At 57.8% G+C, this 26384-nt stretch carries 23 protein-coding genes and 2 tRNA genes; 10 read left to right on the forward strand and 15 right to left on the reverse strand.

The window, feature by feature from the left end; all coding sequences use genetic code 11:
• Positions 1 to 52: 52 nt before the first annotated feature.
• The 3 genes from OKC40_RS13570 to OKC40_RS13580 all read right to left on the reverse strand — a co-directional run bounded on the left by OKC40_RS13570 (position 53) and on the right by OKC40_RS13580 (position 2652).
• Entirely contained in the window at positions 53 to 310 is a 258-nt protein-coding gene (locus OKC40_RS13570; protein WP_270694235.1) for a hypothetical protein, read from the reverse strand.
• 282 nt (positions 311 to 592) lie between these two features.
• The gene (locus OKC40_RS13575; RefSeq protein WP_182970659.1) at positions 593 to 1978 is read right to left on the reverse strand and encodes an ATP-binding protein; all 1386 of its coding nucleotides are present in this window, start codon (positions 1976 to 1978) and stop codon (positions 593 to 595) included.
• On the reverse strand, positions 1978 to 2652 hold the full coding sequence (locus OKC40_RS13580; protein WP_042063363.1) for a response regulator: 675 nt from the start codon (positions 2650 to 2652) through the stop codon (positions 1978 to 1980). The genes OKC40_RS13575 and OKC40_RS13580 overlap by 1 nt, the downstream gene beginning before the upstream one ends.
• A gap of 210 nt (positions 2653 to 2862) precedes the next feature.
• On the opposite strand from OKC40_RS13580, the gene OKC40_RS13585 reads away from it, so the two are divergent.
• On the forward strand, positions 2863 to 3543 hold the full coding sequence (locus OKC40_RS13585; protein ID WP_201933774.1) for a bactofilin family protein: 681 nt from the start codon (positions 2863 to 2865) through the stop codon (positions 3541 to 3543).
• An 87-nt stretch (positions 3544 to 3630) separates the two neighbouring features.
• Here the strand turns inward: OKC40_RS13585 and OKC40_RS13590 are convergent, their stop codons facing one another.
• Both OKC40_RS13590 and tsaA read right to left on the reverse strand, forming a co-directional pair.
• Positions 3631 to 4179 (reverse strand): cytochrome b, encoded by a 549-nt coding sequence (locus tag OKC40_RS13590; protein WP_042657522.1) that lies wholly within the window; start codon positions 4177 to 4179, stop codon positions 3631 to 3633.
• Between the two features lie 312 nt (positions 4180 to 4491).
• Complete coding sequence (gene tsaA, locus OKC40_RS13595; RefSeq protein WP_201933763.1) at positions 4492 to 5196, reverse strand: tRNA (N6-threonylcarbamoyladenosine(37)-N6)-methyltransferase TrmO; 705 nt, start codon at positions 5194 to 5196, stop codon at positions 4492 to 4494.
• Positions 5197 to 5407: 211 nt separating this feature from the next.
• On the opposite strand from tsaA, the gene OKC40_RS13600 reads away from it, so the two are divergent.
• Positions 5408 to 6406: an NAD-dependent epimerase/dehydratase family protein gene (locus tag OKC40_RS13600; RefSeq protein WP_201933754.1), complete on the forward strand. Its 999-nt coding sequence runs from the start codon at positions 5408 to 5410 to the stop codon at positions 6404 to 6406.
• 157 nt (positions 6407 to 6563) lie between these two features.
• On the opposite strand, the gene OKC40_RS13605 is transcribed toward OKC40_RS13600, so the two are convergent.
• The 4 genes from OKC40_RS13605 to cydD all read right to left on the reverse strand — a co-directional run bounded on the left by OKC40_RS13605 (position 6564) and on the right by cydD (position 10987).
• Positions 6564 to 6950, reverse strand: a complete 387-nt coding sequence (locus tag OKC40_RS13605; RefSeq protein WP_201933753.1) for a DUF488 domain-containing protein — start codon at positions 6948 to 6950, stop codon at positions 6564 to 6566.
• Between the two features lie 9 nt (positions 6951 to 6959).
• Entirely contained in the window at positions 6960 to 7331 is a 372-nt protein-coding gene (rcsF, locus tag OKC40_RS13610) for an Rcs stress response system protein RcsF (RefSeq protein ID WP_042657518.1), read from the reverse strand.
• 163 nt (positions 7332 to 7494) lie between these two features.
• Complete coding sequence (gene cydC, locus OKC40_RS13615) at positions 7495 to 9225, reverse strand: heme ABC transporter ATP-binding protein/permease CydC (RefSeq protein ID WP_270795555.1); 1731 nt, start codon at positions 9223 to 9225, stop codon at positions 7495 to 7497.
• Positions 9218 to 10987 (reverse strand): heme ABC transporter permease/ATP-binding protein CydD, encoded by a 1770-nt coding sequence (gene cydD, locus OKC40_RS13620; RefSeq protein WP_201933746.1) that lies wholly within the window; start codon positions 10985 to 10987, stop codon positions 9218 to 9220. Before cydD ends, cydC begins: the two co-directional genes overlap by 8 nt.
• Before the next feature lie 201 nt (positions 10988 to 11188).
• Here cydD and OKC40_RS13625 point away from each other — a divergent pair.
• Both OKC40_RS13625 and OKC40_RS13630 read left to right on the forward strand, forming a co-directional pair.
• Positions 11189 to 11262: transfer RNA gene (locus tag OKC40_RS13625), tRNA-Gly, on the forward strand.
• Between the two features lie 15 nt (positions 11263 to 11277).
• Positions 11278 to 11352: transfer RNA gene (locus OKC40_RS13630), tRNA-Gly, on the forward strand.
• A gap of 171 nt (positions 11353 to 11523) precedes the next feature.
• On the opposite strand, the gene arcA is transcribed toward OKC40_RS13630, so the two are convergent.
• Positions 11524 to 12243 carry a two-component system response regulator ArcA gene (arcA, locus tag OKC40_RS13635; protein ID WP_005338193.1) on the reverse strand — a complete coding sequence of 240 codons (720 nt, stop codon included), beginning with the start codon at positions 12241 to 12243 and terminating at the stop codon, positions 11524 to 11526.
• 396 nt (positions 12244 to 12639) lie between these two features.
• Between arcA and OKC40_RS13640 the strand changes: the two genes are divergently transcribed.
• Positions 12640 to 13047 (forward strand): DUF3293 domain-containing protein, encoded by a 408-nt coding sequence (locus OKC40_RS13640; RefSeq protein WP_201933870.1) that lies wholly within the window; start codon positions 12640 to 12642, stop codon positions 13045 to 13047.
• A gap of 42 nt (positions 13048 to 13089) precedes the next feature.
• Positions 13090 to 13569, forward strand: a complete 480-nt coding sequence (locus tag OKC40_RS13645) for a putative 4-hydroxy-4-methyl-2-oxoglutarate aldolase (RefSeq protein ID WP_042657514.1) — start codon at positions 13090 to 13092, stop codon at positions 13567 to 13569.
• A 3-nt stretch (positions 13570 to 13572) separates the two neighbouring features.
• On the opposite strand, the gene OKC40_RS13650 is transcribed toward OKC40_RS13645, so the two are convergent.
• The gene (locus tag OKC40_RS13650; protein WP_058053116.1) at positions 13573 to 14052 is read right to left on the reverse strand and encodes a hypothetical protein; all 480 of its coding nucleotides are present in this window, start codon (positions 14050 to 14052) and stop codon (positions 13573 to 13575) included.
• Between the two features lie 168 nt (positions 14053 to 14220).
• On the opposite strand from OKC40_RS13650, the gene OKC40_RS13655 reads away from it, so the two are divergent.
• Positions 14221 to 14619 (forward strand): META domain-containing protein, encoded by a 399-nt coding sequence (locus OKC40_RS13655; protein WP_201933738.1) that lies wholly within the window; start codon positions 14221 to 14223, stop codon positions 14617 to 14619.
• 219 nt (positions 14620 to 14838) lie between these two features.
• On the opposite strand, the gene OKC40_RS13660 is transcribed toward OKC40_RS13655, so the two are convergent.
• Positions 14839 to 19686, reverse strand: coding sequence for a retention module-containing protein (locus OKC40_RS13660; RefSeq protein WP_270795580.1), 4848 nt, complete (start codon positions 19684 to 19686; stop codon positions 14839 to 14841).
• Between the two features lie 420 nt (positions 19687 to 20106).
• Between OKC40_RS13660 and OKC40_RS13665 the strand changes: the two genes are divergently transcribed.
• Positions 20107 to 21054, forward strand: coding sequence for an IS30-like element ISAeca1 family transposase (locus OKC40_RS13665; protein ID WP_012564931.1), 948 nt, complete (start codon positions 20107 to 20109; stop codon positions 21052 to 21054).
• Between the two features lie 787 nt (positions 21055 to 21841).
• Positions 21842 to 23053, forward strand: a complete 1212-nt coding sequence (locus OKC40_RS13670; RefSeq protein ID WP_042060226.1) for a NupC/NupG family nucleoside CNT transporter — start codon at positions 21842 to 21844, stop codon at positions 23051 to 23053.
• A gap of 91 nt (positions 23054 to 23144) precedes the next feature.
• Here the strand turns inward: OKC40_RS13670 and OKC40_RS13675 are convergent, their stop codons facing one another.
• Positions 23145 to 24461: a HipA domain-containing protein gene (locus OKC40_RS13675; protein ID WP_182970672.1), complete on the reverse strand. Its 1317-nt coding sequence runs from the start codon at positions 24459 to 24461 to the stop codon at positions 23145 to 23147.
• Positions 24445 to 24723: a helix-turn-helix domain-containing protein gene (locus OKC40_RS13680; RefSeq protein ID WP_234605491.1), complete on the reverse strand. Its 279-nt coding sequence runs from the start codon at positions 24721 to 24723 to the stop codon at positions 24445 to 24447. The genes OKC40_RS13675 and OKC40_RS13680 overlap by 17 nt, the downstream gene beginning before the upstream one ends.
• Before the next feature lie 294 nt (positions 24724 to 25017).
• Here OKC40_RS13680 and OKC40_RS13685 point away from each other — a divergent pair, with 294 nt between their 5' ends.
• Complete coding sequence (locus OKC40_RS13685) at positions 25018 to 25551, forward strand: metal-dependent hydrolase (RefSeq protein ID WP_270795557.1); 534 nt, start codon at positions 25018 to 25020, stop codon at positions 25549 to 25551.
• Positions 25552 to 25849: 298 nt separating this feature from the next.
• Here OKC40_RS13685 and OKC40_RS13690 read toward each other — a convergent pair whose 3' ends face one another.
• Complete coding sequence (locus OKC40_RS13690; RefSeq protein ID WP_270795559.1) at positions 25850 to 26365, reverse strand: hypothetical protein; 516 nt, start codon at positions 26363 to 26365, stop codon at positions 25850 to 25852.
• Positions 26366 to 26384: the final 19 nt, after the last annotated feature.

Here is a 26384-nt window from a genome sequence, read left to right on the forward strand (position 1 = left end):
GACTCATGATGAACCCTTTTTCATGGCTCCAGATGACAAACATGATCTCATATCAGGGACTTGTTCGCACCTTCCTTGGCTCTATACGCTGTTTAAGAGGTATTTTTTCGTACCCTTCAGCATAAGTATCTCGAAATGTTTTTAAATGAAAATTTAAAAAATCTGCAGGTAAACCAACAAGGTTGTCAACAACCTTCAATATCGTGTCTGCAGTTTTGCACATGGTTGAAATAGGTGCTGAAACAGCATCAACAATATCGCCTTTAAGTACAAGACCATCAGTTGTAATACTTATCTCTTTTTCACCCATTGAGTTTACCATCCTTGAACTAAGTCTTTTATAAATTATTGTCTGTTGGGCTTCATGGGTATCAGCACCGACAAGTAAATAAGGTGTATCGCCAAGTTAATCAAGCCAACGCTACCGCGCGACCATGATACCGATTGAGGCCGTTTGTGGAAGGGCTGAGGGGCGATAATCTGTGCCGGATCAATAAATTAAGGCGCTCAAAGTGCTGAAACGACAAGGCCCCCGATGTCGGGGGCCTTGTGATAGCGCCATCACTGGTGAGGCTGAGCAGGGCAATGTCGGTCAGGGCAAGTCCAGGGTAAAGCGGGCGCCACCGAGGGGGGATTCATCGACCCGGATCTGGCCGCCGTAGCTGTGGACGATCTCGGTGACCACCGCCAGACCTATGCCCTGACCCGGCGAGCTGTCGGCGCGAACGCCACGCTGGAAGATCTGCTCCGATTTGGCCGGGTCGATACCCGGGCCATCATCTTCCACTTCGATGCGCAGCCGTTCGAGATGGCGGCGCACCGTCACCTTCACTTCGCTGATGGCAAACTTGCAGGCGTTGTCGAGCAGGTTGCCCATCAGCTCCATCAGGTCGCCCTGTTCGCCGTGAAAGAGGGCGTCATCATCGAACTTGAAATGGGTTTGCAGCTTCTTGTGGCGATAAACCTTGGTCAGGCTGGCCAGCAGTTTTTCAATCAGCGGCACCGGCTCGGTGCCCTTGCTGGCAAGGCGCTGGCGGCCGGTAACGGCGCGTCTGAGCTGATACTGGATCATCTGATCCATGGTGAGGATCTGCTCGTTGATGTTGTCGTGGATCTCCCGCCCCAGTTGCACTTCGCGGGTGGTGATCTGGATCAGCGCCAGCCGGGTTTTCAGGCTGTGGGCGAGATCGTTGAGGGCGTGCTGGTAGCGCTGGGTTTGCTGGCGTTCGTTTTCCAGCAGCTGGTTGACCGAGTCGGTCAGCGGGGCCAGTTCCCGTTCGAATTCGTTTGACAGCGCATCGCGCTTGCCAGCCCGGATATCGTCGATCTGGCGGGCGATGGTGCGCAGAGAGCTGAGGCTCCAGAAGGTGGTGAGCAGCAGCAGTCCGGCCAGCAGCAGGTAGGCGAGTAGCGCCTGACGGGCGGTCTGGTAGAGGTAGGTGCGCGACTCTTCGTGATAGCGTTTGGCCGAGTCGATCATCACTACGTAGTAGGCGGTGGTGCCACTGCCAGGATTGCGGATAAAACGCAGGCTGTAGACGTAGTAGCTCTCGCCGTTCTTGATGGTGTGTTTCTTGAAGAAGTAGTCGAGATCCATCCCCCCCAGATACTTCATCAGATCGCCGCAGATGGTCTGTTTGGCCTTGATCACCTCCGGCATATGGAGGCTCGACCAGACCAGCTCGCCATCGGCGCGGCAGATCAGGGTGTCGAGGTTGCTGTCACTGGCATCGCGGGACATCCGCCCCAGTTCGACAGTGGGGCCCTTGTCGTCCGGCTCGGTGGAGGAGAACAGCTTGGCCAGATTCTCCTGCATCCGGGCACTGGCCTTCTGGGTCTGCTCCTCGATATGGCCGAGGTAGAGGGCGTAGACGGCAAACCCCATGATCAGCGCGATGACCAGCAGCGAGCTGAGCAGCAGTTTGATGTGCAGGGAGCTGCGGATCATCTTGATGGGGCGCGGCAGATGAAACTGCATCAGTTACACGACAGGTTGAAGATGTAGCCCTGGCGCCGGATGGTGGAGATGGGTTGAATCGTCCCTTCCGGATCCAGCTTCTTGCGCAGGCGGCTCACCATCACCTCGATAGTGTTGGGGTCCCCTTCGCCGTCGCCGTAGAGCTGGTCGAGCAGTTGTTGCTTGGAGACCACCTGACGGGCGTTGCGCATCAGGTACTCCAGAATGAGGTATTCAAAGCTGGTGAGCACTGCCACTTCACCGGCGATGGTCAGCTCCTTGCGGGAGAGATCCAGCTCGTAATCACCGGCCTTCACCTTGGGCGAGATAAAACCGGCACTGCGACGCACCAGCGCATTGAGGCGGGCCAGCAGCTCATCTTTCTGGAACGGTTTGACCAGATAGTCATCAGCACCGGCTTCCAGTCCTTCGACCTTGTCCTGCCAGTTGCCACGGGCGGTCAGCACAATGATGGGGAAGGGGATCTGCCGTTCACGCAGTCGCCGGATCAGTTGCAGGCCATCCATATCGGGCAGACCGAGGTCGATGATCGCCACATCAATGGGGTAGTCAACGGCATAGTGCAGAGCAATCTCGGCCTTGTCGGTGCTGTAGACCTGATTGTCGGCTTCGGTCAGCAGGGAGGAGAGGTGGTGATTGAGCAGCTTGTCGTCTTCGACCAACAGAATTTTCATGATGTGAACGGTCATAGGGATCCAGGCTGTCAATTAGAAAGTGAATGTCGCTTCGAGTCAATTCGAATCCTATCTTGCCACTCCTGTATCGGGACTGAATCAGGGGGCTTCAGAGTTTGCGGCAACTGGTCGTTTATCCATTGTCCGTTGTTGTCGATGGCGCTTTGGTCAGTTCAATGCTGATCGCCATGCTGCGAAAGGTTTGACGAAATGAGAAAGGTAGCCGGAACGTGGCTGGCGCGGCTGAAGGGTCGGGAGCGCAGCGACTTCCTCTATATTGTCTGGCTCTGCTGGGGAGCAGCTCTGCTGCTCTATGTGCTGGGGTCACCCTGTTTTCTGTGGCCAGTGGCGCCGATGCCGCTGGTTCTGCTTGTCTGGTTGATGGAGAGAGTCGGGATGTTTGGAAAAAAACGTGATGGGGCGGCCAGTGTGTCAGCCGGGGCAACGGTCATTGCTGCCGGTGCCCGCTTCAAGGGCGAGTTGCAGGTCGAGGGGGATCTGGAGGTGCGCGGTCACGTCAATGGCACCATCCAGCTCACCGGCGGTGTGCTGCGCATCATGCAGGGCGGCACTGTCGAGGGTGACGTGAGTGCGCCCCACGTGATCATCAATGGTCTGCTTGAAGGCACCTGCACCTCCGCCGAGGTGGAGATCCTGGAGAGCGGCAAGATGCAGGGGATCTTCAAGGGGGGCAGCCTCTCCATCTGCAAGGGCGGCAACTTTGTCGGTCAGTCCCAGCCCACCGTGGCCGGCAAGGCCGATCCCGTGTTGCAAGCCTTGTCTGAAAACCGATCGCCCGAGAGCAAGCAGCCAGAGAACAAGAACAATGTGAAGAAGCTGCCGCACGAGCCGAAAGGCAAGGCGACCGAGGAGCTGGCCAAGCAGGCGTGATGCCGTTTGCCAGCCGTGCAGATGACGGTTGTTCAGGGAAACAGAGAGGGGGCCACGATGGCCCCCTCTGCGTTTCCCCGTTACCCGTTAGCTGCGGCGCGGCGGCAGCATATTGGTGAGGGTGTTGTCTTTGAGAATATGGTGGTGATAGAGGGCCGCCACCGTGTGCAGGCCGATCAGCGCGTAACCGATATTACCCAGCGTCTCGTGCACCTCCTTGATCAGTCCCTTGAGGTCCGGACTTGGGGAGATCAGGGCTGGCAGCTCAAGCCCGAAGAAGGGAATGGGCTTGCCCGCGGCGCTCAGCAGCAGCCAGCCAAACAGCGGGGTGAGCATCAAAAAGCCGTAGAGGGCGAGGTGGGCCAGTTTTGCCAGTTTGTGCATGACCGGGGAAAGCTCGGGCACGATACGGGGTGTCGGGCTCATCCAGCGCAGCGCCAGTCTGACAAATACCAGAGCGAAGATGAGCAGCCCCAGCATAAAGTGCCACTCCTTCATCAGATCCCGGCCAGGGTCGCCCTTGGGAAAGATATCGCGAAATTCGATCAGGGCGTAGACGGCGATCATGGCCCACAGGGTCAGCCAGTGCAGCCCGATGTTCAGGGTGCCGTAACGTTGTTCACTGTTCATCAGCATAGGTTTGTTCCTTCAGATTGGTTGTCACATCCGTGTGGCATTCCCGCTGAACAGCATATCGAAGCGAGGCCGGATCCCTTGGCGGCAACTGCCGTGCTGCTACCACTTGCCAGTGGCCAGCAGCCTGAAACGGGCGGCAGTCGGAGAGAAAAATCCCTCTACTCTCTGCATGGTATCACTGGCAACCGGGTGGATAGTCTGATCAATGCCACACAATTCACAGGCTTATTAAGCACCTTGTGACGTGAAGGCAGCGTGAAATAAAGGTGTGAAATTGCGTCAGTGGGGCCAATGACGGCTTCACGCCGGGGATCAGGCGGGCTCGATGGCCAGCACCATGCAATCCGGTTCGTTGATGCGAAAACGGACGTTGCAGTCAAACAGCCGTACCCCGTACTCCTTCTCATCCGGCTTGCCCTTCTTGTAGGCGGGGCGAGGATCTTGCGCCAGCACTTCGCTCACCAGCTGGCGCAGCTCGGGATGGGCCTTGAGCCAGGGTTGCAATTGCTGCTCGGCCTCGGCACTGAAACGCACCGCCAGCGGCGGGGTGGGGGCATCGGGGGCAAAGCCGCCACGGGCATCCGGCAGGCTGTCGGCATAGGGAATGTAGGGTTTGATATCGACGATGGGGGTGCCATCGAGCAGATCCACCGCCCCCAGCTCCAGCCACAGCTTGCCCCGTTCGCGACCGACCCCGTGCAGTTCGACCACCGAGAGGCCGAGCGGATTGGGGCGGAAGGTGGAGCGAGTGGCAAAGACGCCGACCCGCTCGTTGCCGCCAAGGCGCGGCGGGCGCACCGTCGGGTGCCAGCCCTGCGCCATGGTCTGGTGAAAGACGAAGCTGAGCCACAGATGGGAGAACTGCTCGATGCCGCGCAGCACATCCGGCTGATCGTAAGGGGGGAGCAGCTCGAGGCGGGCGCGAGCCGATTTGACCAGACCGGGCTGGCGGGGGATGGCGAACTTCTCCTTGTAGGGAGAGCGGATGATCCCGAGGGTGTTGATTTCAAACTTCATGGCGGATCCTGACTGAAAACCCCGGCAATTTAGCACAGGCAGCCCCAAAACGCAGGCTTGGCCTCACTACGCCCATTTCTGCTGCGCTGCCGTGATCCCTGTCCCATCCCGGCCAGTCGGGGGCTGTGCCCGCGCGCCAAGTTGCGTAGGGTGGAGGCAACGGGCGCATCAGGATGCAATGTGCGCATTCGCGCCGAAGGGAGGGAGAGGGATGAAACTGCTGATTATCGGTGGCACCGGCTTTTTGGGGCGCCATCTCACCGCGCTGGCGCTGGATTGGGGCCATGAAGTGACGCTGTTCAACCGTGGCCTGCACCAGCATCCGGACTGGCGCGATCTGCTGCAGCTCACCGGCGACAGGGACAAGAGCCTGAGCGCCCTGCAAGGGACCGGGTTGCAGTGGGATCTCGTCATCGACACCTGCTGCTATCGCCCCGAGCAGGCGGCGAGCCTCTCGGCAGCCTTATTCGGGCGCTGCGAGCGGCTGATCTTTATCTCCACCATCAGCGTCTATCGCGATTTCTCACTGCCCGGAATGGATGAGTCGGCGCCGCTGCATGCTATCCCCGCAGGCGAAATGCCCTCTGACTACGGTCCCCTCAAGGTATTGTGCGAGGCCGAGTATCACGCCCGCTGGGGCGATCGGCTCTGCATCCTGCGCCCGGGCGTGCTGTGCGGCTCCCATGATCCCACTGGTCGCATGGCGTGGTGGATTAAGCGGGTGCAGCAGGGCGGGCCCTGGTTGTTGCCGGGCAGTGGCGAGGATCGCTTGCAGTATCTCGATGTGCGCGACTGCGCCGAGTTTGTGCTGCGCGCAGCCGAGCAGCAGTTGTCGGGCATCTTCAACCTGCTCAAGCCCGGCATTACCCTCTGCGACTGGCTGGAGCGGCTGAGCGCCCGCTTGCTGCCAGTCAGCCCCATCCAGCCCGAGTGGCTGCCATGGCCGACCCTTATGGCGGCCGGTATCGAGCCCTGGCAGAGCTATCCCACCCTGCTGCCCTGCGCGCAGGCGGAGTTTGCCGGTTACGGCTTTATCAGTGCCGAGGCGGCCATCGTCAAGGGGTTGAACTTCCGGCCGCTGGAGGAGACCGCCGCCGATCTTGCCCACTGGCTGGTCATCGAGCCCATCGCTGGCGTGGCGGCGGATGCCATGACTCATGCCCGGGAGACCTCGCTGCGTCAGCAGTTGCTGGCACCCAGTCTGCAATAGGAAAGAGTGGCGGGATCATAGTGTTGCTGCCGAGAATGCAGCGGCGCGAACATAACGAGAGGGCATCCCGCGGGATGCCCTCTCTGTCTATCCATACCTGATGGCTGCCAAATACCGGTTGACGCGATTCCCTATCGCACCGCCCTTGCTCGCCGCGCTAGCGAATGGTGGCACCCGCGGCTACCAGCAAGTCGCGCAAAATGGCGCGATGGCAGCGGGACTCCTGCTCGCAGTAGCAGCCCACCGACAGATTGGTGGTGTGGGAGAGGGCGGCCAGCAGCGCCAGATCGTGCCTGGCAGCAGGTTGCGCCATCTCGGCCTTGTACTGCTTGCCAAACGCCGCCCATTGGGCGGGTGTCTCGGCAGCCTGACCCAGTTTCATGGTCTCGCTGCTGGGGGCGAGGTTGGGGAACCAGACGTCGTACCAATGCTGGCTGGCAAATTCGCTCTTGGGGACGCCGCGGGGCGGGCGGCGCACAGTGCCGATGCGCAGCCCCTCATCCGGCAGGCGCGGGCTGCCAAGGCGAACGATGGCGAGGGCCATGGCTACGGCTTACTTCTCTTCGGCCACTTTCAGCGCCTGCCCGTAGCAGATCACCTGTTTCAGGCAGCCCGGGGTGTCGCTGAATTCGGCACACTTGTCGATGGTGACGCCGTTGCCACCCATGTCGGCGGCGCGGCGGCGGGCCAGGGTGCGTGCGTCACCGGCGTTGGGCACCGGCTGGTTGGCATCGGCCTGGCAGGATTCACCCTCGATGGTGCCGAGGTAGAGGTAGTTGAGGTCAGCCAGCTCATCCTGTTCGTAGATGCGCACGCTACCGGGTTTGAAATATTCGTCGAAGTTCTCTTTATCCAGATTGCTGTTGAAGGCGTAGTTGGCACAGCCGGAGGCAATCAGGGGCATCATCAGGATCAGGCGTTTCATCGTCTCGTATCTTGTGTCGGTGATGAGGACAGTAGAAATGCGCAGGCGCTCCATGTCGGCATCTTGTTGAATAATGAGGGGGACATTATAGGGGCCAGCCGCCTGCGGCGACCAGCCCCGTTTTGCGCCCGGGTGTCAGGGTGTGACCCCCATCAGCCTGATATCAGACAGCAGCAAGCCGTTGGTAAAGGCTGCGATAGTAATCATCCGCCAGCAGCTCGTTGTGAGGGGCGCAGAGGCGGATCTGTCCCTCTTCCATCAGGGCAATCCGGTCCATATGCTCCATCCCCAGCAGGCGGTGGGAGATGAGCAGCAAGGTGCGATCTGCCCCGAGCCGGAACAGCAGATCCATGATCTCCCGCTCGGTTTGACTGTCGAGCCCTTCGGTCGGCTCGTCCAACAACCAGAGCGGCGCATCGTGCAGCAGGGCGCGGGCGATGCCGATACGGCGACGCTCACCACCGGAGAGGGGGCGGCCGCCGTCACCGAGCCAGGCGTTGAGGCCGGCTTCATCTTCCAGCAGATTGGCCAGCCCGACCTGGGTCAGTACCGCAATCAGCTGCGCGTCAGTGGCGGTCGGGGCGGCCAGCTTGAGGTTGCCCCGCAAGGTATCGGCAAACAGATGCACCCGCTGACTCACCACCGAGATGGAGGCGCGCAGCGCCCCTTCGCTGTAGTCGGTGAGCGGCTTGCCATCGAGCAGGATCTTGCCTGCCTGCGGGCTCCACTCCCGGGTCAGCAGCCCCATCAGGGTCGATTTGCCGCAGCCGGTCTGGCCCAGCAGCGCCAGCTTTTCACCGGCGTGCAACTGCAGAGTGCAGCCACGCAGCACCGGCTGGGGGTTGCCGGGGTAGCCAAAATAGAGGTCGTTGATTTGCAGTGCGCCAGCGTTGGCGTGAGTCTGCTCGTCGCCCCACACGGGGGCTTTTGCCTCTTGCAGGATTTCGTTCAAACGACGAGCCGAGGTGAGGCTGGTGGAGAGGTGCTGGAAAGCCCCCGCCAGCGGCATCAGTGCCTCGAAGCTTGCCAGCGTGGCAAACACCATCAGCGCGGTAATGGGGTCGGGCGCAGCACCGGCCACCCCATGACCGGCCAGCCAGAGCATCAGGGTCAGGGTCCAGCCGCTCAGCAGTTGCACCGAGAAGTTGGCCAGCCCGCTCACCTTGGCCATGCGGGCCTGCGCGGTGAGCAGCGCCTGTTCGGCTTGTTGCAGCTCAACCAGCGCCTTGGGGGCGGCGGCAAACATCTGCAGTTCGGCCTGCCCATCCAGATAGTCCACCATCCGGGTTCGCAGGGTCGATTTTTCGGCAATCAGCGCCTGACCGGGGCGACGGCCGAGGAAGTAGAACACCAGCGGCAGGGCGATCATGCCAAACAGCAGAATGGCACCCAGGGTGAGGGCGAGGCGACTGTCGAAAAACGACAGGAAGAAGACCAGCCCGGCAGTGCTGAGCAGGGCCGCGCCGATGGGGGTGATCAGCCGCAGATAGACGTGGTCCATCGCATCGATGTCGGCCACCAGCCGGTTGAGCAGATCCGCCTGACGGAAACCGGCCAGGGTTCCGGTGGAGAGCGGCGAGAGTTTTTGCCAGAACCAGACTCGCAACCGGGTCAGCACCCGGAAGGTGGCATCGTGGCTCACCACCCGCTCACCCCAGCGACCGGCGGTGCGGATGATGGAGAAGAAGCGCACGCCACCCGCGGGGGTCATGTAGTTAAAGGCATGGGTCGTCGCAACGGTCATCCCCGCCACCGCGGCAGCGGAGAGGAACCAGCCGGAGAGGGAGAGCAGCCCCATGCCGGCGGCCAGGGTCACCAGCGCCAGCAGCAAGCCAATGGTGAGGCTGAGCCAGTGTTGGCGATAGAGGCGCAGAAACGGCAACAGATCACTCATCGAGAGAACCTCCGGAACGTTGGGAGAGCAGGCGGGCAAAAGGCCCCTGCCCAGAACTAAGTTGCTGGAAGCTGCCTTGCTCCACCAGCTGTCCGCGCGCCAGCACCATTATCTTGTCCATCTTGGTGAGCTGGTCGAGGCGGTGGGTGATCATTAGCAGGGTCTGGCCAGCCATCGCCTGCTCAAGGGTGGTCATGATGGCGCGCTCGGAGTGGCGATCCAGACTGGCGGTCGGTTCGTCGAGCACCATCAGCTGGGTTGATTTGAGCAGGGTGCGGGCCAGTGCGAGGCGCTGGGCCTGACCGACCGAGAGGCCGCCCGCCTGATCGCCGACCGGATAGTCGAGCCCCTTCTCCATGGCAAATTCCCACGCCTGCGCCCGTTTCAGGGCATCTTCCAGCTCTGCATCGCTGGCCGTTGGCTTGGCCAGCAGCAGGTTGTCGCGCAAGGAGGCGTGGAACAGCTGCGGGTTTTGCGAGAGCCAGCCCAGCTGCAGGCGCCACTGGCTCATGTCGAGGCTGGCGAGCTCCTGCCCGTTGACCTTGAGCTCACCACGATAGGGAGCAAAGCCGAGCAGGGCGTTGACCAGCGAGCTCTTGCCGGCGCCGCTGACGCCGATGAGGGCGGTGCGCGAACCGGCTTCCAGAGTGAAGTCGATGGGGCCGACCAGCACCTTGCCTTCGGCGCTCAGCACTTCAAGACCTTTGGCTTCTACCTTGACCGGGCTGTCGGCATGGAACGGCGCCGTGCCCGCGGCCGGTTCGCTCACCTCGGCTTCAAGGAACTCCAGCAACTGCTCGGCAGCGCCGATAGCCTGCGCCTTGGCGTGGTAGTGGGCACCGAGTTCTCGCAGCGGGGCGTAGAACTCGGGGGCGAGAAACAGCACGAACAGGCCGGTAAAGAGGGTGACCTTGACCCCATAGCTACCAAAGTTCAGATGGTCGATATAAGAGAAGCCGAAGTAGACGGCGACCAGCGCTACCGAGATGGCGGCGAAGAACTCCAGCACGGCGGTGCTCAAAAACGCCAGGCGCAGCACCTCCATGGTGCGCTCACGAAAATCTTCCGAGGCGTCGCGAATTGCGTCACCTTCCGCCTGGGTACGCATAAAGAGCTGCAGCGTGCGCAGCCCTTTCAGGCGATCGAGGAAGTGACCGGAGAGACGGGCCAGCGCCTGAAAATTGCGGCGGTTGGCATCGGCGGCACCGACACCGACCAGGATCATGAAGATGGGGATAAGCGGAGCCGTGCCCAGCAGGATCAGGCCCGCGGCCCAGTTGACCGGGAACACGGCCACCAGAATGACCACCGGAATAAAGACGGCAATGGCCATCTGTGGCAGGTAGCGGGAGAAGAAATCCTGCATGTTTTCAATCTGTTCCAGCAACAGGCTGGCCCAGCTACCGGCCGGGCGGCGCTGGATATAGGCAGGACCGAGACGGCTTAAACGAGTGAGCACCAGTTGGCGGATGGTCTGGCGTACCGCGCTGCCCGCCTTGAAACTGGCCACTTCGCGGCCGTAGGCCAGCGCCGCCTTGCCGAGGGTCACCAGCAGCAGGGTAATAAAGAGCGTGATGGATTGCTCGGGGGTTGAGCCTTCGATGATAAAGCCGTGCAACAGGGTCGCCAGCAGCCAGGCTTGCGCCACCATCAGAATGCCCTGGCCAAGGCCAAAAGCGATGGATATCGTGATCCAGCGGCGACCGTGACTCGATTGCTTGCGCAACCAGCCATAGAGACGTTTTTGCGTTTTTTTATCCATTACCACCATCCTCGCGTCGAGTGGCGCAAGACTATCCTTGCCGTTTGGCCTTGGCAACCTTGTAAATTATCTGTGTTGAAAATGTTTGATTGAAAAAGCAACCGTCTGCTCAATCCTTGTCCGAACAGATTGATTTATTGAAAAAAGTGGCAAAGGCGCCATTGCGCTCGGCGGCAAAATGCATATAGTAGGAGCCCTGACGCGGGTGTAGTTCAATGGTAGAACGGTAGCTTCCCAAGCTGCATACGTGGGTTCGATTCCCATCACCCGCTCCAAATTTCAGATGCCAGGCGGGCATCGTATAATGGCTATTACCTCAGCCTTCCAAGCTGATGATGCGGGTTCGATTCCCGCTGCCCGCTCCAGCTTCAAAACAAAAAGCCCACTCCTGCGAGTGGGCTTTTTGTTTTGCATCTTGTTCAGCGTGTGACGCAACGATCACCGTGTTTTTGTATTATCTCTGCCTTAATAATGCAAACCGCAGAGACAGAAAAGGCGCCCGAGGCGCCTTTTCAGATCAGCAGCGTAGCGAGAGCTTATTCCTGCTCCAGCTCACCACAGAAACGGTAGCCTTCGCCGTGGATGGTGGCGATGATCTCCGGGGTATCGTTGACGCTTTCAAAGTGCTTGCGAATGCGACGGATGGTCACATCGACGGTACGGTCGTGGGGCTTGAGCTCACGGCCGGTCATCTTCTTCAGCAGCTCGGCACGGGTCTGGATCTGGCCCGGGTTTTCGCAGAAGTGCAGCATGGCGCGGAACTCGGAGCGCGGCAGCTTGAACATGTCGCCAGTCGGGCTGACCAGTGCGCGGCTGTTGATATCCAGCGCCCAGCCGTTGAACAGGTAGCGCTCAACCAGCTTCTTCTCTTCGCCACCGGCAGCCACGTTCATGGTGCGGCTCAGCAGGTTGCGGGCACGGATGGTCAGTTCGCGCGGGTTGAACGGCTTGGTGATGTAATCATCGGCGCCGATTTCCAGACCCAGGATCTTGTCCACTTCGTTGTCACGACCGGTCAGGAACATCAGGGCGATGTTGTCGTTCTCACGCAGTTCACGGGCCAGCAGCAGGCCGTTTTTGCCCGGCAGGTTGATGTCCATGATCACCAGATTGATGGTGTGGGAAGTGAGGGCTTGATGCATCTCGTCGCCGTTATTGGCTTCGAGCACGATGTAGCCTTCCGCTTCAAAAATGCTTTTCAGGGTATTGCGTGTGACCAGCTCGTCTTCGACGATCAGAATGTGTGGTGTTTGCATGAGTATTCCCAGATTCTTATCAGTTAATTATCTTAAATTTAACACTCTTTGGCGTTACAAACCGATTTCCTGACTGATCCTGAAAATTTATTACGTCATCCTGGGTATGAGAGTCAGGTCGGAATATCGCGAATTAGGCATCAGTACCGGCAAGTATCCCTGTGCCACTTATAGGTTCCCGACAAGTCTGGTCGAGCAGAGCCTGGAAAGGTCGTCCATTACGAAAGTTGCCGCATTTTATCAGTTAACAGGAGCATAACAACACTCTTTGCCGTCAGATAGCAACTTTTTAACTCTGTTTTGATATAGGTCAAACCCTGGCACAGCTGCATGATACTTGGCCTTAACCGGGTTTTAGCCCCTATAAAATGTAATGGAATGTAACATGTGATTGACATGATTTTGTGGGAAAACTACAAGAAAATCTGCTTTATCGCGCCATTTGAGCCACCTGATTGGTCTGCCTTTGCCATCATTACCGCCTGGAACCCGGCCAGCCAGTGGGTCGGCGAACGGCGCAATCGGCGGCGGGAGCGGGCATTGTGGCGCCATCTGACCGTGGATTTGCAGGTGCCCGTGGTGGGGCCGTTTTGGGGATCTGACCCCAACGAGCGCTGGCAGGAGTCATCGCTGGCGGTGGCGTTCTCCCTGCCGCAAGCCCGTCAGCTGGCCACGCGTTTTGGCCAGAATGCCCTCTACTGGGTGGAGGATGGCCAGCTCTGGCTGGTGTCGGTATTGACTGATAAATCAGCAGTTTGTCTGGGCAATATTGAATCCTTCTGGATTGCCAGAAGCCTCGCCTGATGAAAGAATGAACACCTTCATGCATCTGAAAGGAATCAAATCATGCTGGATCTCCTGCCCGACCTCTGCGATCAACATGGCGACTTGCTGCAAGTGGCCGACCCGGTGTTTCAGGATTTTGGCGGCAAGCCCCTCTTTTATGGTCGCGCCGTGACGCTCTCCTGCTACGAAGACAACAGTCTGGTGCGGGATCTGGTGACCCGTCCCGGCCACGGCAAGGTGATGGTGATCGATGGCGGCGGCTCGTTGCGCCGGGCGTTGCTTGGTGATCAGTTGGCGGTCAAGGCGGTGGAGCAGGGGTGGGAGGGGATCCTGATCCACGGCGCGGCGCGGGATGTGGGCACCCTGGCGACACTGGCGCTCGGGGTCAAGGCGCTGGCCGCCTGTCCGGTCAAGACCGAGAAGCGGGGATTGGGTGAGCTGGGGGCGGTGGTCAGCTTTGCCGGCGTGACCATCCACGAAGGGGATTACGTCTATGCGGATCGCAACGGCGTGGTGGTGAGCGCTACGCCGTTGCTGTGAGCATCAGAAGTTGAAGCCGACGCCCAGACTCAGCGCCTGATCGGCGGTGATGGCGCTGACGCCGTAGTTGGCGGTAAGGGAGAGTCTGGGGGTCAGCAGCAGGCTGGAGTTGAGCTCCAGCAGGGTGCTGGCCTTGTTGAGATCGAGATGCTTGATCTGGCTGCCGATATTGAATGCCGGAGAGAGCTGATAGCGCACCCCCGAGCTCATATTGAAACCGGATGTGCGATTCTGATCCGCCACCGCCGGGCCCGCTTCCATAAAGAGGGTCACATCATCCACCACCGGATATTGATAACCGCTATTGACCAGCCAGAGATCAAAACTGTCGCTGTGATGGCTATGGCCATTGAGCAGCACACCCGAGTAACTTTTGACATAGAGAGACGGGTTGGATTGCGGCTGAACCACTGCCCAGTCGGCGGCCTGTACGGCCATGCTGGCGCAGGATGCAAGCAGTGTGATGAGAAGCGCCTTGGTCATTCTTTTCCCCTCCCTAGGTCCGGAACTGAGCTTAAGCATGGCACAAGCATGGCACATGCCAGCTGGTAGTAAAGTGAAGCGAGATCACAATAAAATCCTTTGGCGTGGGCGCCAGCCATGATAAACAGGCTGCCGTATTGATGGCTCTAATCATTAAGAGGTGAATCCATGAACAAGAAACTGACTCTGCTGGCCGCGCTGGCACTGGGAGGCTGCGCAATGGCAACAGGTTCCAGCATGGCTCAACTGCAAGCATCCGGCTGGCAGCTGCAAGGCGCCACCGGTGATACTTTCACCCTGCAAGTGGTCGATGGCAAGGTGGCGGGCAAGGGCGGCTGCAATCGCTATTTTGGCGGTATCACCAAGCAGGGTGACGGTGTCTTGACGCTGGGGGCTATGGGCTCCACTCGCATGATGTGCATCGGCGATGAGATGAACAAAGAGATGGAGTACCTGCAAAAACTTGAGAAGGTGGCCACCTACTCCATCAACGGCAACCAGCTGACCCTGAGCGACGCCAACAAGGCAGCCCTGCTCACCTTCAACGCCGTGCCTGCCGCCAAATAAGGCACGCCGTTCGTCTGACAACCCAGTCAGCGCTGACTGCGCTGGCGGGTCAAACGCTCTGATACGCCCTCCCTGTGGAGGGCGTCTGTGTATCTGGCACTGCGTGCCCATACACATCCCCCTTTTGGTCATATGTGTTATCTGAACCGGCAGAGAAAAGAAAACCCCGCTCCGGTATCAGCCGGAGCGGGGTTTTGACTATCTCGGGATGACGAGGGGTTACTGTACGAACTGCTGATGCAGCGCCAGTTCATCAAACAGCTGATCCTGGATGGACGCGCCATTCAGATTGGGCATGCTGTGATCCGCAAATGAGCTGTAAGGATCGCTCCCGTTGTTCGTTGCGACACCTTGCACTGCCGAGTCCAGTTGTGCCAGCAGGTCATCCAGTTCGCTATCGCCGCTATCGAGTAGCTCACTGAACGCCAGCGTCGCACCGGGCGGACTCTGCAGTTCGCCGCTCTGGGGTGCCGCCAGGCTGAGTGCACTGAAATCAATCAGCTCATCCTGCATCTCGTCGTGGGTGGCCTGGCTGCTCGTATCCTCGTCGCTGACTGTCTCGCTGGTCATTGTCGGCGCGGCCGCCATGCGCAGACTGATTGGGGCTGCAACACTGCCAGCCAGATCCTGAACGGCGATATCCAGGTTGGTTTCCGCGGTATCCCCATCACCATCGCGCAGGGTAAGGAGGAACTTGTCCTCTCCATCGCCATGCACATCCTTGGCCTGATAGTCGTACTGCCCGGTTTCAAAGTTCAGCGCCAGCTTGCCATTGGCGGTATCCAGCGTCAGCTTGCTGCCATCGGTCACCTTGATGTCGCTATCGCTGTGGTGGGCGAAGATGCCGTTTTTCTGCTGATCGTAGAAATAGGCCTGGCCATCATGGGTCAGGCTCTCGACCCACTCCCCTTCGATCGACGATCCGGTGAGATCCCCGTGCAGCTGGCCCGGGACCGACTCGGTCAGCGTGCTGATAATGTCGGCATCCTTCTCCACCTTGATGGCGGTGCCATCCTGACCCGCCATGGGCGCCAGATACTCCAGCGAGGAGCTCTGGCCGATGGCAAGCATATTGACGTTGTCAAAGGGGTTGCCATGCTGATCCAGAATGTGCTCCATGGACTCGCCCAGGATCAGCAACTGCTCGGCATGGGTCGGTGCGACCCGGCCAGTGAGCAGGTCCTGATAGTGCTGCTCACCACCCACTTCATCCGGGCTGATGCCCTTCATCAGGCGCTCGCGGAACATGTCTGATTTGTATGTACCGTTCATCCAGTAGCTGAAATCCGAGGGGGCGCCATCGGAGAGGAAGTAGAACTGCTTGCTGCTTCCCGCCATCTCCTGCTGATTCTGACTATCTGACAGAATCGTATCTAGCTGGTTAAGTGCCTGAGTGTAGGGGGTCCAGCCTCCCGGGCTCAGCTTGCTGAAGAACTGCTGGATGTCGGCCAGGGAGTGCAGCCAGCCAGAAATCTGCCCATCCGGGTTGCCTGCGTGGGTGGCAATCTTGAACTGCACATCCCCCAGCTTGTCGTACTGATCGAACATCGCCTTGATAGCCTGTTGCGAAAGTGACCAGCGGGTTGTCCACTGTCCATTTGCGTTCTGGACGGGGTCATTCATAGAGTCGGACATATCCAGCGCAATGATGACGGAGTTGGATTGCGGTGCCATATCCCCGGTGGTGAGGGTCAGGTGGGCAGGCGCAGGGGCGCTGTCGATCACATCGATCACCAGTTCTCCCTTGGTGTGCTGGTTGCCAACCTTGATATCGAGCTCGAACGGCAGAGAGAGGGTGTCCTTGCCGGCAGCACCATGATCGAGCGGGCGGAACAGATCCAGCTCATAAGTGCCGTTCTGCGAGTTCAGCTGTGCTGTCAGCACATTGACCTTCTGGCCCGCCTCCGTGATAAAGCCGGTCAGGGTTAGACCATCGTTGCTCACCTCGTAGCTCAGTGGCTTGCCACCACTGTTGACTGCCGTACCTGTCTGCCGGGTTGCAAACTGGTAGTCGTGGGGTGTGGCATCCTGAGCGCCCGGCAGTGAGCCTTGGCTGTGGGCATGCGCGCCGCCTGCCAGTCCATCCTCTTGCACAGTCACATGCAGGGGAGCCGGTGCGGGCAAGCTCTCACCGATCAAGGTGATGGTGACATTGGCGTGATCGGTAGCACCGTGAAAGTCGCGAATCGCGTACTCAAACTTGATCTCTTTGGCCTCGCCCGCGACCAAATCCCGTTCAGCCTCCGGCAACGTCAGCAGGTACTTGGCGGCATCGAACTGCAGCTTGCCATTGACCAGGGTGACATAGTCCGGGTAGCTCCCCGGCACGATGGAGATGGCATCCCCGTTGGGATCGGAGTCGTTGCTCAATACGTCGAGGGAGAGCACGCCGGTCTCATTGGTCTGATAAGACTGATCGAAGCGAGTCAGATCAGCGGTGACCTTGGTAATAAAGTACTCCGAGCCTTGCGGATCGACGATGCCGTCCTTATAGCCGAGGGCTGACATTTCGATGGTGTCAAAGTAGCGGCCACCGGCATCGATCTGCACATTCTGTTTACCGCCAGCGTTGCCTTCAAAGATACCGGTCGCCACCAGCTCGCCCTTGTAGAAGGCTTTCCAGACTCCCCGCTCGACACCGGGCTCCCAGCCGCCATGCGCCTGGTCGTGCCACAGGTTTTTGACCTCGATGGTGGCATGGTCGGCAACCTGACCCTGCTGGAAGGTGAAGCGCATGGCTTCGCTCTGGTTCGCGCTGTCGAGGTAGCCGATCTGTCCTGCCTGAACGCTGTCTGCGCCAGGTTGCTCGATACCGGATTTCACCCCGAAGCGGTGGTCGCCATCGCCGGTGTAATCGGATTTCTCGGCATCGGCCACTTTCTGCCCGGTTGTGGCATCAATGACATAGTAATCGACCTTGATATCGCCACTGATATCCCAGTTCTGTGCATCGAGCGTGACGGTCTTGTCGCTGACAAGGCCGTCATCCTGCGCATCAGGGGCCTCGTTGGTGCCGGTGATGGTGACGGTGACGGTGTGCTGGGCAGAGCCGTCGGCACTCTTGACCACGAAGGTTTCGCTGGGCAAGGATTCCCCTTCTTTAAGGGCCTGCACCTGCGGGTCATCGTTGTCGAGCTGGTAGCTCCAGTTGCCATCTTTATCGATGGTGAAGGTGCCGTGGTTACCCTTGACCTGAGTCTGGGGCTGGAACACCGCTTCGCCGTGATCGACATCGGTAGCGATCAGCTTGCCGTTGGTGGTGAGGGTCACATCTTCTTTGACCGCACCCTGGTCAGCGCCCGGCGTCGCGACGCCGATGGTGGCGATGTCATTGGTGCCGGTGATGGTGACGGTGACGGTGTGCTGGGCGGTGCCGTCGGCACTCTTGACCACGAAGGTTTCGTTGGGCAGAGATTCCCCCTCTTTGAGGGCCTGCACCTGCGGGTCATCGTTGTCGAGTGTGTAAGTCCAGTTGCCATCTTTATCGATGGTGAAGGTGCCGTGGTCACCCTTGACCTGAGTCTGGGGGTGGAACACCGCTTCGCCGTGATCGACATCGGTGGCGACCAGCTTGCCATTGGTGGTGAGGGTTACATCTTCTTTGACGGCACCCTGGTCAGCGCCCGGCGTGGCAACGCCGATGGTGGCGATGTCGTTGGTACCGGTGATAGTGACGGTCACGGTGTGCTGGGCGGTGCCGTCGGCACTCTTGACCACGAAGGTTTCGTTGGGCAGAGATTCCCCCTCTTTGAGGGCCTGCACCTGCGGGTCATCGTTGTCGAGTGTGTAAGTCCAGTTGCCATCTTTATCGATGGTGAAGGTGCCGTGGTCACCCTTGACCTGAGTCTGGGGGTGGAACACCGCTTCGCCGTGATCGACATCGGTGGCGACCAGCTTGCCGTTGGTGGTGAGGGTCACATCCTCTTTGACCGCACCCTGGTCAGCGCCCGGGGTCGCGACGCCGATGGTGGCGATGTCGTTGGTACCGGTGATAGTCACGGTGACGGTGTGCTGGGCAGAGCCGTCAGCACTCTTGACCACGAAGGTTTCGTTGGGCAGGGATTCCCCTTCTTTGAGGGCCTGCACCTGCGGGTCATCGTTGTCGAGTGTGTAAGTCCAGTTGCCATCTTTATCGATGGTGAAGGTGCCGTGGTCACCCTTGACCTGAGTCTGGGGGTGGAACACCGCTTCGCCGTGATCGACATCGGTGGCGACCAGCTTGCCATTGGTGGTGAGGGTCACATCTTCTTTGACGGCACCCTGGTCAGCGCCCGGCGTGGCAACGCCGATGGTGGCGGTGTCGTTGGTGCCGGTGATGGTAATGATCACCGTGGCCGGGGCACTCTGGTTGCCACTCGGATCGGTGGCAATATAGGTAAAGGAGACCTGTCGTGTCTCACCCTCTCGCAGGGATTGAAACTCGGGGGAGGGAATATATTGGTAGCTGCCATCGGCATTGAGGGTCAGTTGACCGCTCTGTACGCCGCTCACCAGGGTGTAACCCTGCGGATTGATGCCGTCGCTATCGGGATCTTGCGCGGTCGGAACCTGAGCGAACAGGGTCGGCGTGTCTTCAGAAATGATCTGCTGCTGATCAAAGGCAACCGGCGGATGCGCTATCTTGCCGGCGATCTCGTCACCCGGCAGCGCATCCAGGCGTTGCGGGTCACGGCTGTTATGGGTCGTATCAAAACCCGCTTCGGAAATGGTCGCTCTGGCGGTACGTTCGGTGACGATGACGCCCGCATTACCGGAGCCTGCGAGGCCTCCTGCGGTATCACCGCCGCTGGCGGTTGCCTGGGCGATTTCGGTCGGATCCTGCCCATCCTGAATAGCTTGCTGGATGGCGGCCAGTTCTTGCTCAACGGCGGGGTCGATTTCATCCCCATCGGAGGGAATGGTGTCGTCTGGAATAGTGTTATCCGCACTCGCCATTGCTGGCGGTGTCAATTCTACCTCCGCAGGGGATACCAGTAGCACACCCTTAGGAAGCATATCGCCGACATTAACGGCTTTGATTGAGCCATCTTTTAAAACGATCCAGCACTCTCCTTGAGCCTTAGTGATTCCATTGCTTGATCGAGCAGGATTTTGTGCATGTTGCGTGTGTTCCTAATAGTTTGAACTGATAAATTTATAGTTTTTATACTAATTATTCCGCCCAAGGCTAAGGAGAGTGCATTAAATAATCAAACGACTTATTGATGATATATTTCTATTAACTGATTCGCTGGTGGAATTAATGTATTGCCATGATTTAATTGAGTTTATTGTTGTTCTGCGGGTTATTTTAATTGTATTGGGTGATAGTCTTTATCGGGTTAAAGTCAGCGTATTAAGAGCGCTACTCATATGAACGACTTTATATTTTTTAATGAGAATCGTGAATTCAGATAATAAGTGCAATGCCCATGGTGCATAGGAGAGAGGCGGTCAACTACCAGTTAGGGTACGCTTCTTCTCGCCAAAGAAACAAAGCGATACACCATGAAATACCAGCAGTTGACCGAGGGGCTACGATACCAGATTGCCTGCCTCCGTGACCATGGCCTGTCACAGGCCCGCATTGCCAAACAGCTCGGGGTTCATCCATCGACTATCAGTCGTGAGCTTCGTCGTAATTGTGCTGGGCAGGCCTATCAGCCGCAGCAGGCTCACCAACTTGCCACGGCACGACGGCTGACGAGTCAGAAGCGTACTGTCCCGTCTGATACCATCGACTTTGTTTGCATGGCGCTGGTCGCGGACTGGAGTCCCGAGCAAATCAGTGGCGTTGGAGACATGATTAACTGCCCGGTTAGCCACGAGTGGATATACCGCTATGTGGCACGCGACAAGGCCAACGGTGGCACGCTATACCGGCATCTGCGTCAGGGTCACAAACGCTATCGCAAGGGTAAGAACAGCAAACGCAGTGTCATTCCCAATCCGGTATCGATTGATGAACGCCCTGCGATAGTCAATGAGCGGAGCCGTGTGGGAGATTGGGAAGTCGATACCGTGTTGGGTAAGCAAGGCAGCGGTGCAATAGTGAGTCTGTTGGAGCGTAAGAGCCGGCTCTACCTGGTTCAATACGTTCCCAGCAAAACAGCCAGCGCGGTGGCGGACACCATTATCAGCATGCTGAAACCCTACCAGGCACATGTCCATACCATCACAGCTGACAATGGTAGCGAGTTTGTCGAACATGAACGTGTTGCAGCAGAGCTGGAAGCGCAGGTGTACTTTGCGCATCCATACAGTGCATGGGAACGGGGACAGAATGAGAATAGCAATGGTCTGCTGCGGCAATATGTGCCCAAAGGCAGTGATTTGAGTGTGGTGACAGCAGAGGCACTGTCAGCCGTCGAAAAGCGGCTGAACTTCAGGCCGCGCAAATGCTTGGGATTTAAACAGCCACAGGTGGTTTTTGACGAACTTCTGAAAGCAGCCTGATTTTTAATCGGGAATTGCACTTCGAAGTTGAATTCGCGATAAAGAAATTTAAAGGCGTTTAATGTGAAAAACGTTTTTATCTCATCCTTGCTTTTATGGTAGCGAGAGTAAATTCGTTGAGATATCAGTTTTATAGAGCTGGTTTATAAGAAGTCGTCGTTTTTAGCCGGGGTGGTGGGGAAAGTCACTGGCCAAAAATGACAGCTCGATGGGGATTTTTTGTTATTTATATACCGATTATTAACATGCGCGAGAAAATAAGCTTTCAAACCCAATGACGATGGTGTTGATGATATGAATAAGTAGTCAGCAGGGTGAATGTTAATAGAGTGTCCAGTGGAATATATGCTGGTAACACTGTGATCTGTATCCTTAAACCGGTTTTTCTGTCGCTCGCTGTTGCATATTTAACCTGCGGGTCAAATGGGCTGCAAACGACAATCATCTTCTGCCTGAGCAAACCCGGCCGCTCGCTGCTTGTTTGACCATTTCGGTCAATGACATGAAAAGTTGCTCCGGCCAATCGTTTTACCGCTTTTTCTGTGACGGGGATCACTGTACCATCGCCGCCCGACCTGCCACACGGCCGCATCTCCCCCTGCGACGGCGCTGGCGTCACCCGATACATGCTGTCACCCGGAACGTGAATGACCCCAGGATGGGACCCGCCACTAACCTGTAGGTTTGTGGTCTGCGTGTCGCGTGGGTCGGCACCTCTCCCGCCAGATCACCCGCGACGCCTGTCTGCAGACTTGCCATATGAAACTCCTCTCTTCATAGGTGCAAGATGACACTGTTATTGAGTCTGGTCGGTATGCTGGCCCTGATGTTTATCGCCTGGCTGGCCAGTGAAAACCGCCGAGCCATCCGCTGGCGAACCGTGCTGGGTGCGCTCGCCCTGCAAACCGGTTTTGCTGCGTTGGTGCTCTATTTCCCCCCCGGACAAATCATGCTCGGTGCCATGAGCAATGGCGTCTCAGCCCTGCTCGGCTTTGCCGACAGCGGCATCCGTTTCGTGTTTGGCGATCTGGCCAGCAACGGCTTTATCTTCGCCGTGCGGGTGCTGCCGCTGGTGATCTTTATCAGCGCGCTGATCGCCGTGCTCTACCACTTCGGCATCATGCAGTGGGTGATCCGGGTATTGGGCGGCGCAGTGCATCGCCTGCTCGGCACCAGCCGCGCCGAATCCCTGGTGGCTACCGGCAATATCTTCCTGTCGCAAGGGGAGTCGCCGCTGCTTATTCGTCCCTTCCTCGCCGGAATGACTCGCTCCGAGCTCTTTGCGGTGATGACCTGCGGCATGGCCTCGGTGGCGGGCTCTGTGCTGGGCGGTTACGCCGGTCTGGGTGTGGATCTTAAATACCTGATTGCCGCCTCCTTTATGGCGGCGCCGGGTGGTCTCTTGATGGCGAAACTCTTGGTGCCAGAGCAGCAACAGGTGAGCGATCAGGCCGAGATCACCCTCGACAAGAGCGACTACAGCAACGCCATCGACGCGTTGGCGGGCGGCGCTATGAGCGGCATGAAGATCGCCGTGGCCATCGGCACTATCCTGCTGGCCTTTGTCAGCGTCATCACCATGATCAACGCCGGTCTCACCACGGTGGGCGAGTGGTTCGGCTGGGCCGATCTCTCCTTGCAGCAGGTGCTGGGTTATCTGTTTGCCCCGGTGGCCTGGCTGATTGGTGTGCCCGCCAGCGAGATGATGGCGGCAGGATCGCTGATTGGTCAGAAGGTGATCATGAACGAGTTCGTCGCCTATCTGGACTTTGCCAATATCAAGGCCGATCTGAGCGCCCACACCCAGATCATCATTACCTTCGCCCTCTGTGGTTTCGCCAATCTGGGCTCCATTGCGGTGCAGCTCGGCTCCATCGGCACCATGGCACCGGAGCGCCGCCACGATGTGGCCAATATGGGCTTCAAGGCGGTGTTGGCGGCGACCCTGGCCAACCTGATGAGCGCCACCCTGGCCGGGATCTTTGTCTCGCTGGCCTGAGAGCTCGATGTAATAGCCGGTTAGTCAGCGGCACAAACAAAAAGACCCCCTCTTGCCGCTGGGCAAGAGGGGGTCTTTTTCGTTGGATTGATTACAGATGCAGGTCGGGTAACAGCGCAGCCTGTTCTTGAAAATGGCGGCAGCGACGCTCAACGTCGTCTCGGTAGCGTGCCAGATAAGCCAGCTCGGCGGGATTGTCTGTCTCAACCATGGCGATGGCGGTATCCAGATGAAGGAGGATGTCGTTGGTCATCTTGTGCAAGGTCTGTTGCAACAGGCGTTTGGGCAGGTCACACGCCTCGGCCATCTCCAGCAACTGCCATGCGTTGATCGCCTCGGGGGCAAACTCGTCACCGATGGCCATGGCCAGATGCTGGTTGAACTCGGGGTAAAGCCCCACATTGACCAGATCGTACCAGGGGGTGGGCGTCAGCCCTGCTTTTGATACGAAGAAGCTGTAGTTCTTGCCGTGGGCATCATGGTTGTTGACGCAGAGGTTGAAAAGCAGCCATTGCAGCATGTTCAATCTGGCTTGCGCCGGATTGACGCAGAGGGCGCTGAGACTGAACAGCCGTGGCAGGCTCACCCCTTCCCGAATATGGGCCACATCCCGCCCATCACCGAAGTTGCGTTCATATTTTCGGGTGACGGGAAACCCGAGTCCCTGACAGGCATCGATCATATGACGACGGCGCACCCTCGCGCCATCCTCGTCGAGGCGCCGATCGAAGCGTTCCACCAGCAAACCTCGGTGGGACTTATCGCCTTGGCCGACCCTGTGCAGCTCGACCTGTGCCACCGGCATGCCCAGCAACGCGGCCAGCCGCATGGTCACGAACTCATTGATCACCAGATGAGGGTGATGCTCGAACTTGAGGAGGTGGGTGGAACAGAGCTCGCCCTCGCCAAACCCCAGCGCCCCCTCGAGTCGCAGCAGGTTGAGCTTGGCCTGCACACCCGCAACCGAGAGGCGGGGGCGACCATCCCAGACTTCCAGCGGCCAGAGCTCGGGCTGATCGAGGCGCAGCAACAGTTCCTCCGGGGTGATGGGGCGAAAGTGGGTGGCAATATCGGGCTTTGCGGGCAGGGTAAAGGTGACCGCCCCGGAGACATCGCGGCCGATGCCGTGGATCAGGGCAAAGAGATTGCTGCGCGAAACGGAGAGTGCCTCAATCAGGTGCTCCAGCCCGCGGTTTTCTGGCAGCAAGTTGCCGAGATACGCCCGGATCTGGGCGCTGCTGGCCGAACCATCCAGCGTCAGCGGCGGTGAGAGCGGGAAGCCGTGCGCTTGCCATGCAGGTGTATAGCCGAGCTGAAAAGTATCCCGTTGGGAGTCATATTCAAGATGACCGATCAGTTGGTTACCCAGCCGAAGTTCAAGCTGATGGTGCTCAGAACCACTCATCATCACCGACCTCTGATTGGCTGTTGTCGCTCGTTACCTGTGATCCCGCTTCCTGTACCAGTTGCAACCGCAGTCCCAGTGTGTTCATCACCTGCAGCAGGGTCGAGAGGTAGACATCTCCCCCCTTCTCGATCTTGATCAGGGTCTTCTTGGAGATGCCGCATAGTGAGGCCGTCACCTCCTGCGTCATCTTGGCGGCCTTGCGTCTCTCGCGGATCGCCAGCCCCAGCGAGGCGGGATCCAGTGCTTTCGGGGTGCTTTGCAACGATGTGTCTGCCATCATGATTACGGAAAAAGTGTAGGTTGTTACACCTTAACTCATGGTAAGAGCAAACAGCAATAAAAAGTGTACGATGGTGCACTTTTGATGTTCTCGGTGCTGGTTACGAGATAAAAGTGTAGATAAGTTCACTTTTTAGAGAAAAAAGGTGGTGAGGGATGATCTGGAGGATGGCCGAGGGGCAGGGATGGACTCGCTTGCAGAGCCGTAGTGCACTTCACGTTCACTTCACCGAGCGGGGGTAGGGTAGACGCACGTTTGCAGTTGGAGCTTCATTCTATGCCCACCATAGTCACTCACGCCGCCGTCCCTCTCTGTCTTGGGCTCGGGTTTGGCAGCCGGATTATTCCGCCGCGCTTGTTGTTGGCGGGGGTTGTCATCGCCATGCTGCCCGATGCCGACGTGCTCGCCTTCAAACTGGGGGTAGCCTACGGCCATGTCTTTGGCCACCGTGGCTTTACCCACTCCCTATTGTTTGCCTTTGCTCTGCCCACACTGGCCATGCTGTTTCACCGCCAGCTTAGGGCCAGCGCCGCCACTGTCTGGTCGTTTTTGCTGGTATCTTTGCTCTCCCACAGCCTGCTCGATTCGCTCACCACCGGCGGCAAGGGGGTTGGCTGGCTCTGGCCGTGGCGGGATGAGAGATTCTTTGCTCCCTGGCAGGTGATCCGGGTCGCCCCCTTCAAGCTGGAGGCCTATCTCACCGCCCGAGGTGAGGCGGTGATCCTCTCCGAACTCTACTGGGTCTGGCTGCCGGGGGTTGTATTGATGCTGGTGTTGATGGGATGGCGGGTGTGGAGAAGAAGGCGTTAGTGGTGGGGTTGGAAAGGGTTGTTGGATATATCGTGGTTGAGTAAAAATAAAAACTCGGTCACCCTTTATTTATGTTTTGGCGATATAACTTGTTTTATAGAATGATGGGTGTCCCAAACTTATTGTTGCAATAGGTGTTTAATCTCCTGAGGCATAACGCCCGCTTAAGGGGGTTACAACGCATAAAAACTAAAACTAAACCTAAACACAACAACTGTAATAACCATGGCCTAATAGAATTGCTGAAAAAGCTACGCATTGGAAGTCACTCTTAAAGCGTTTGTCATGCGGCTTCAATTCACTTTCCAAGCACCCATGCTACTATTTTTTCTTGATATTTATTGTATGAAAATTGAAACAAAGGGTCATTGTTACCCAGTGATAAAATAGAAGAAATAAAATAATCGCCAGCAGCTACATCTTGAATAAGTTGAGTTAAGTGAGATTTAAATTCGCTTTCATCTATTTTTTTATCCAAGCATCCTATTAGACCAGTGGCTAAACTGTGAGCTATTTCATTTCTAGCTTTTTTCGCAGCAAGGAGTATATGCTTTACGTCATCATTAACTGATAATGACTCTATGTTTTGATGTAGGGGTTGGTATTTACACATTAACTCTATCGCGTAATCCTCGAATTGATGAAGATCAACAGCAGCCTTTACATACGAATTTTTTAGTTCAAAGAATTTCGATGTATGGTCGCACAAGTGATCAAAATGAGTTGCAACTATCAAGCAACGTCCGAGTATTGCATGTAGTTCTTGTGTGTTTTCTGTAATTTCAAAATCATCTAAAAAGATATCTGGATTCATAAATTATCTCTGACGCATA

Origin of the sequence: Aeromonas sp. QDB11 (assembly GCF_027705265.1) — a bacterium.
In the GTDB taxonomy this organism is placed as follows: Bacteria; Pseudomonadota; Gammaproteobacteria; order Enterobacterales; family Aeromonadaceae; genus Aeromonas; species Aeromonas allosaccharophila.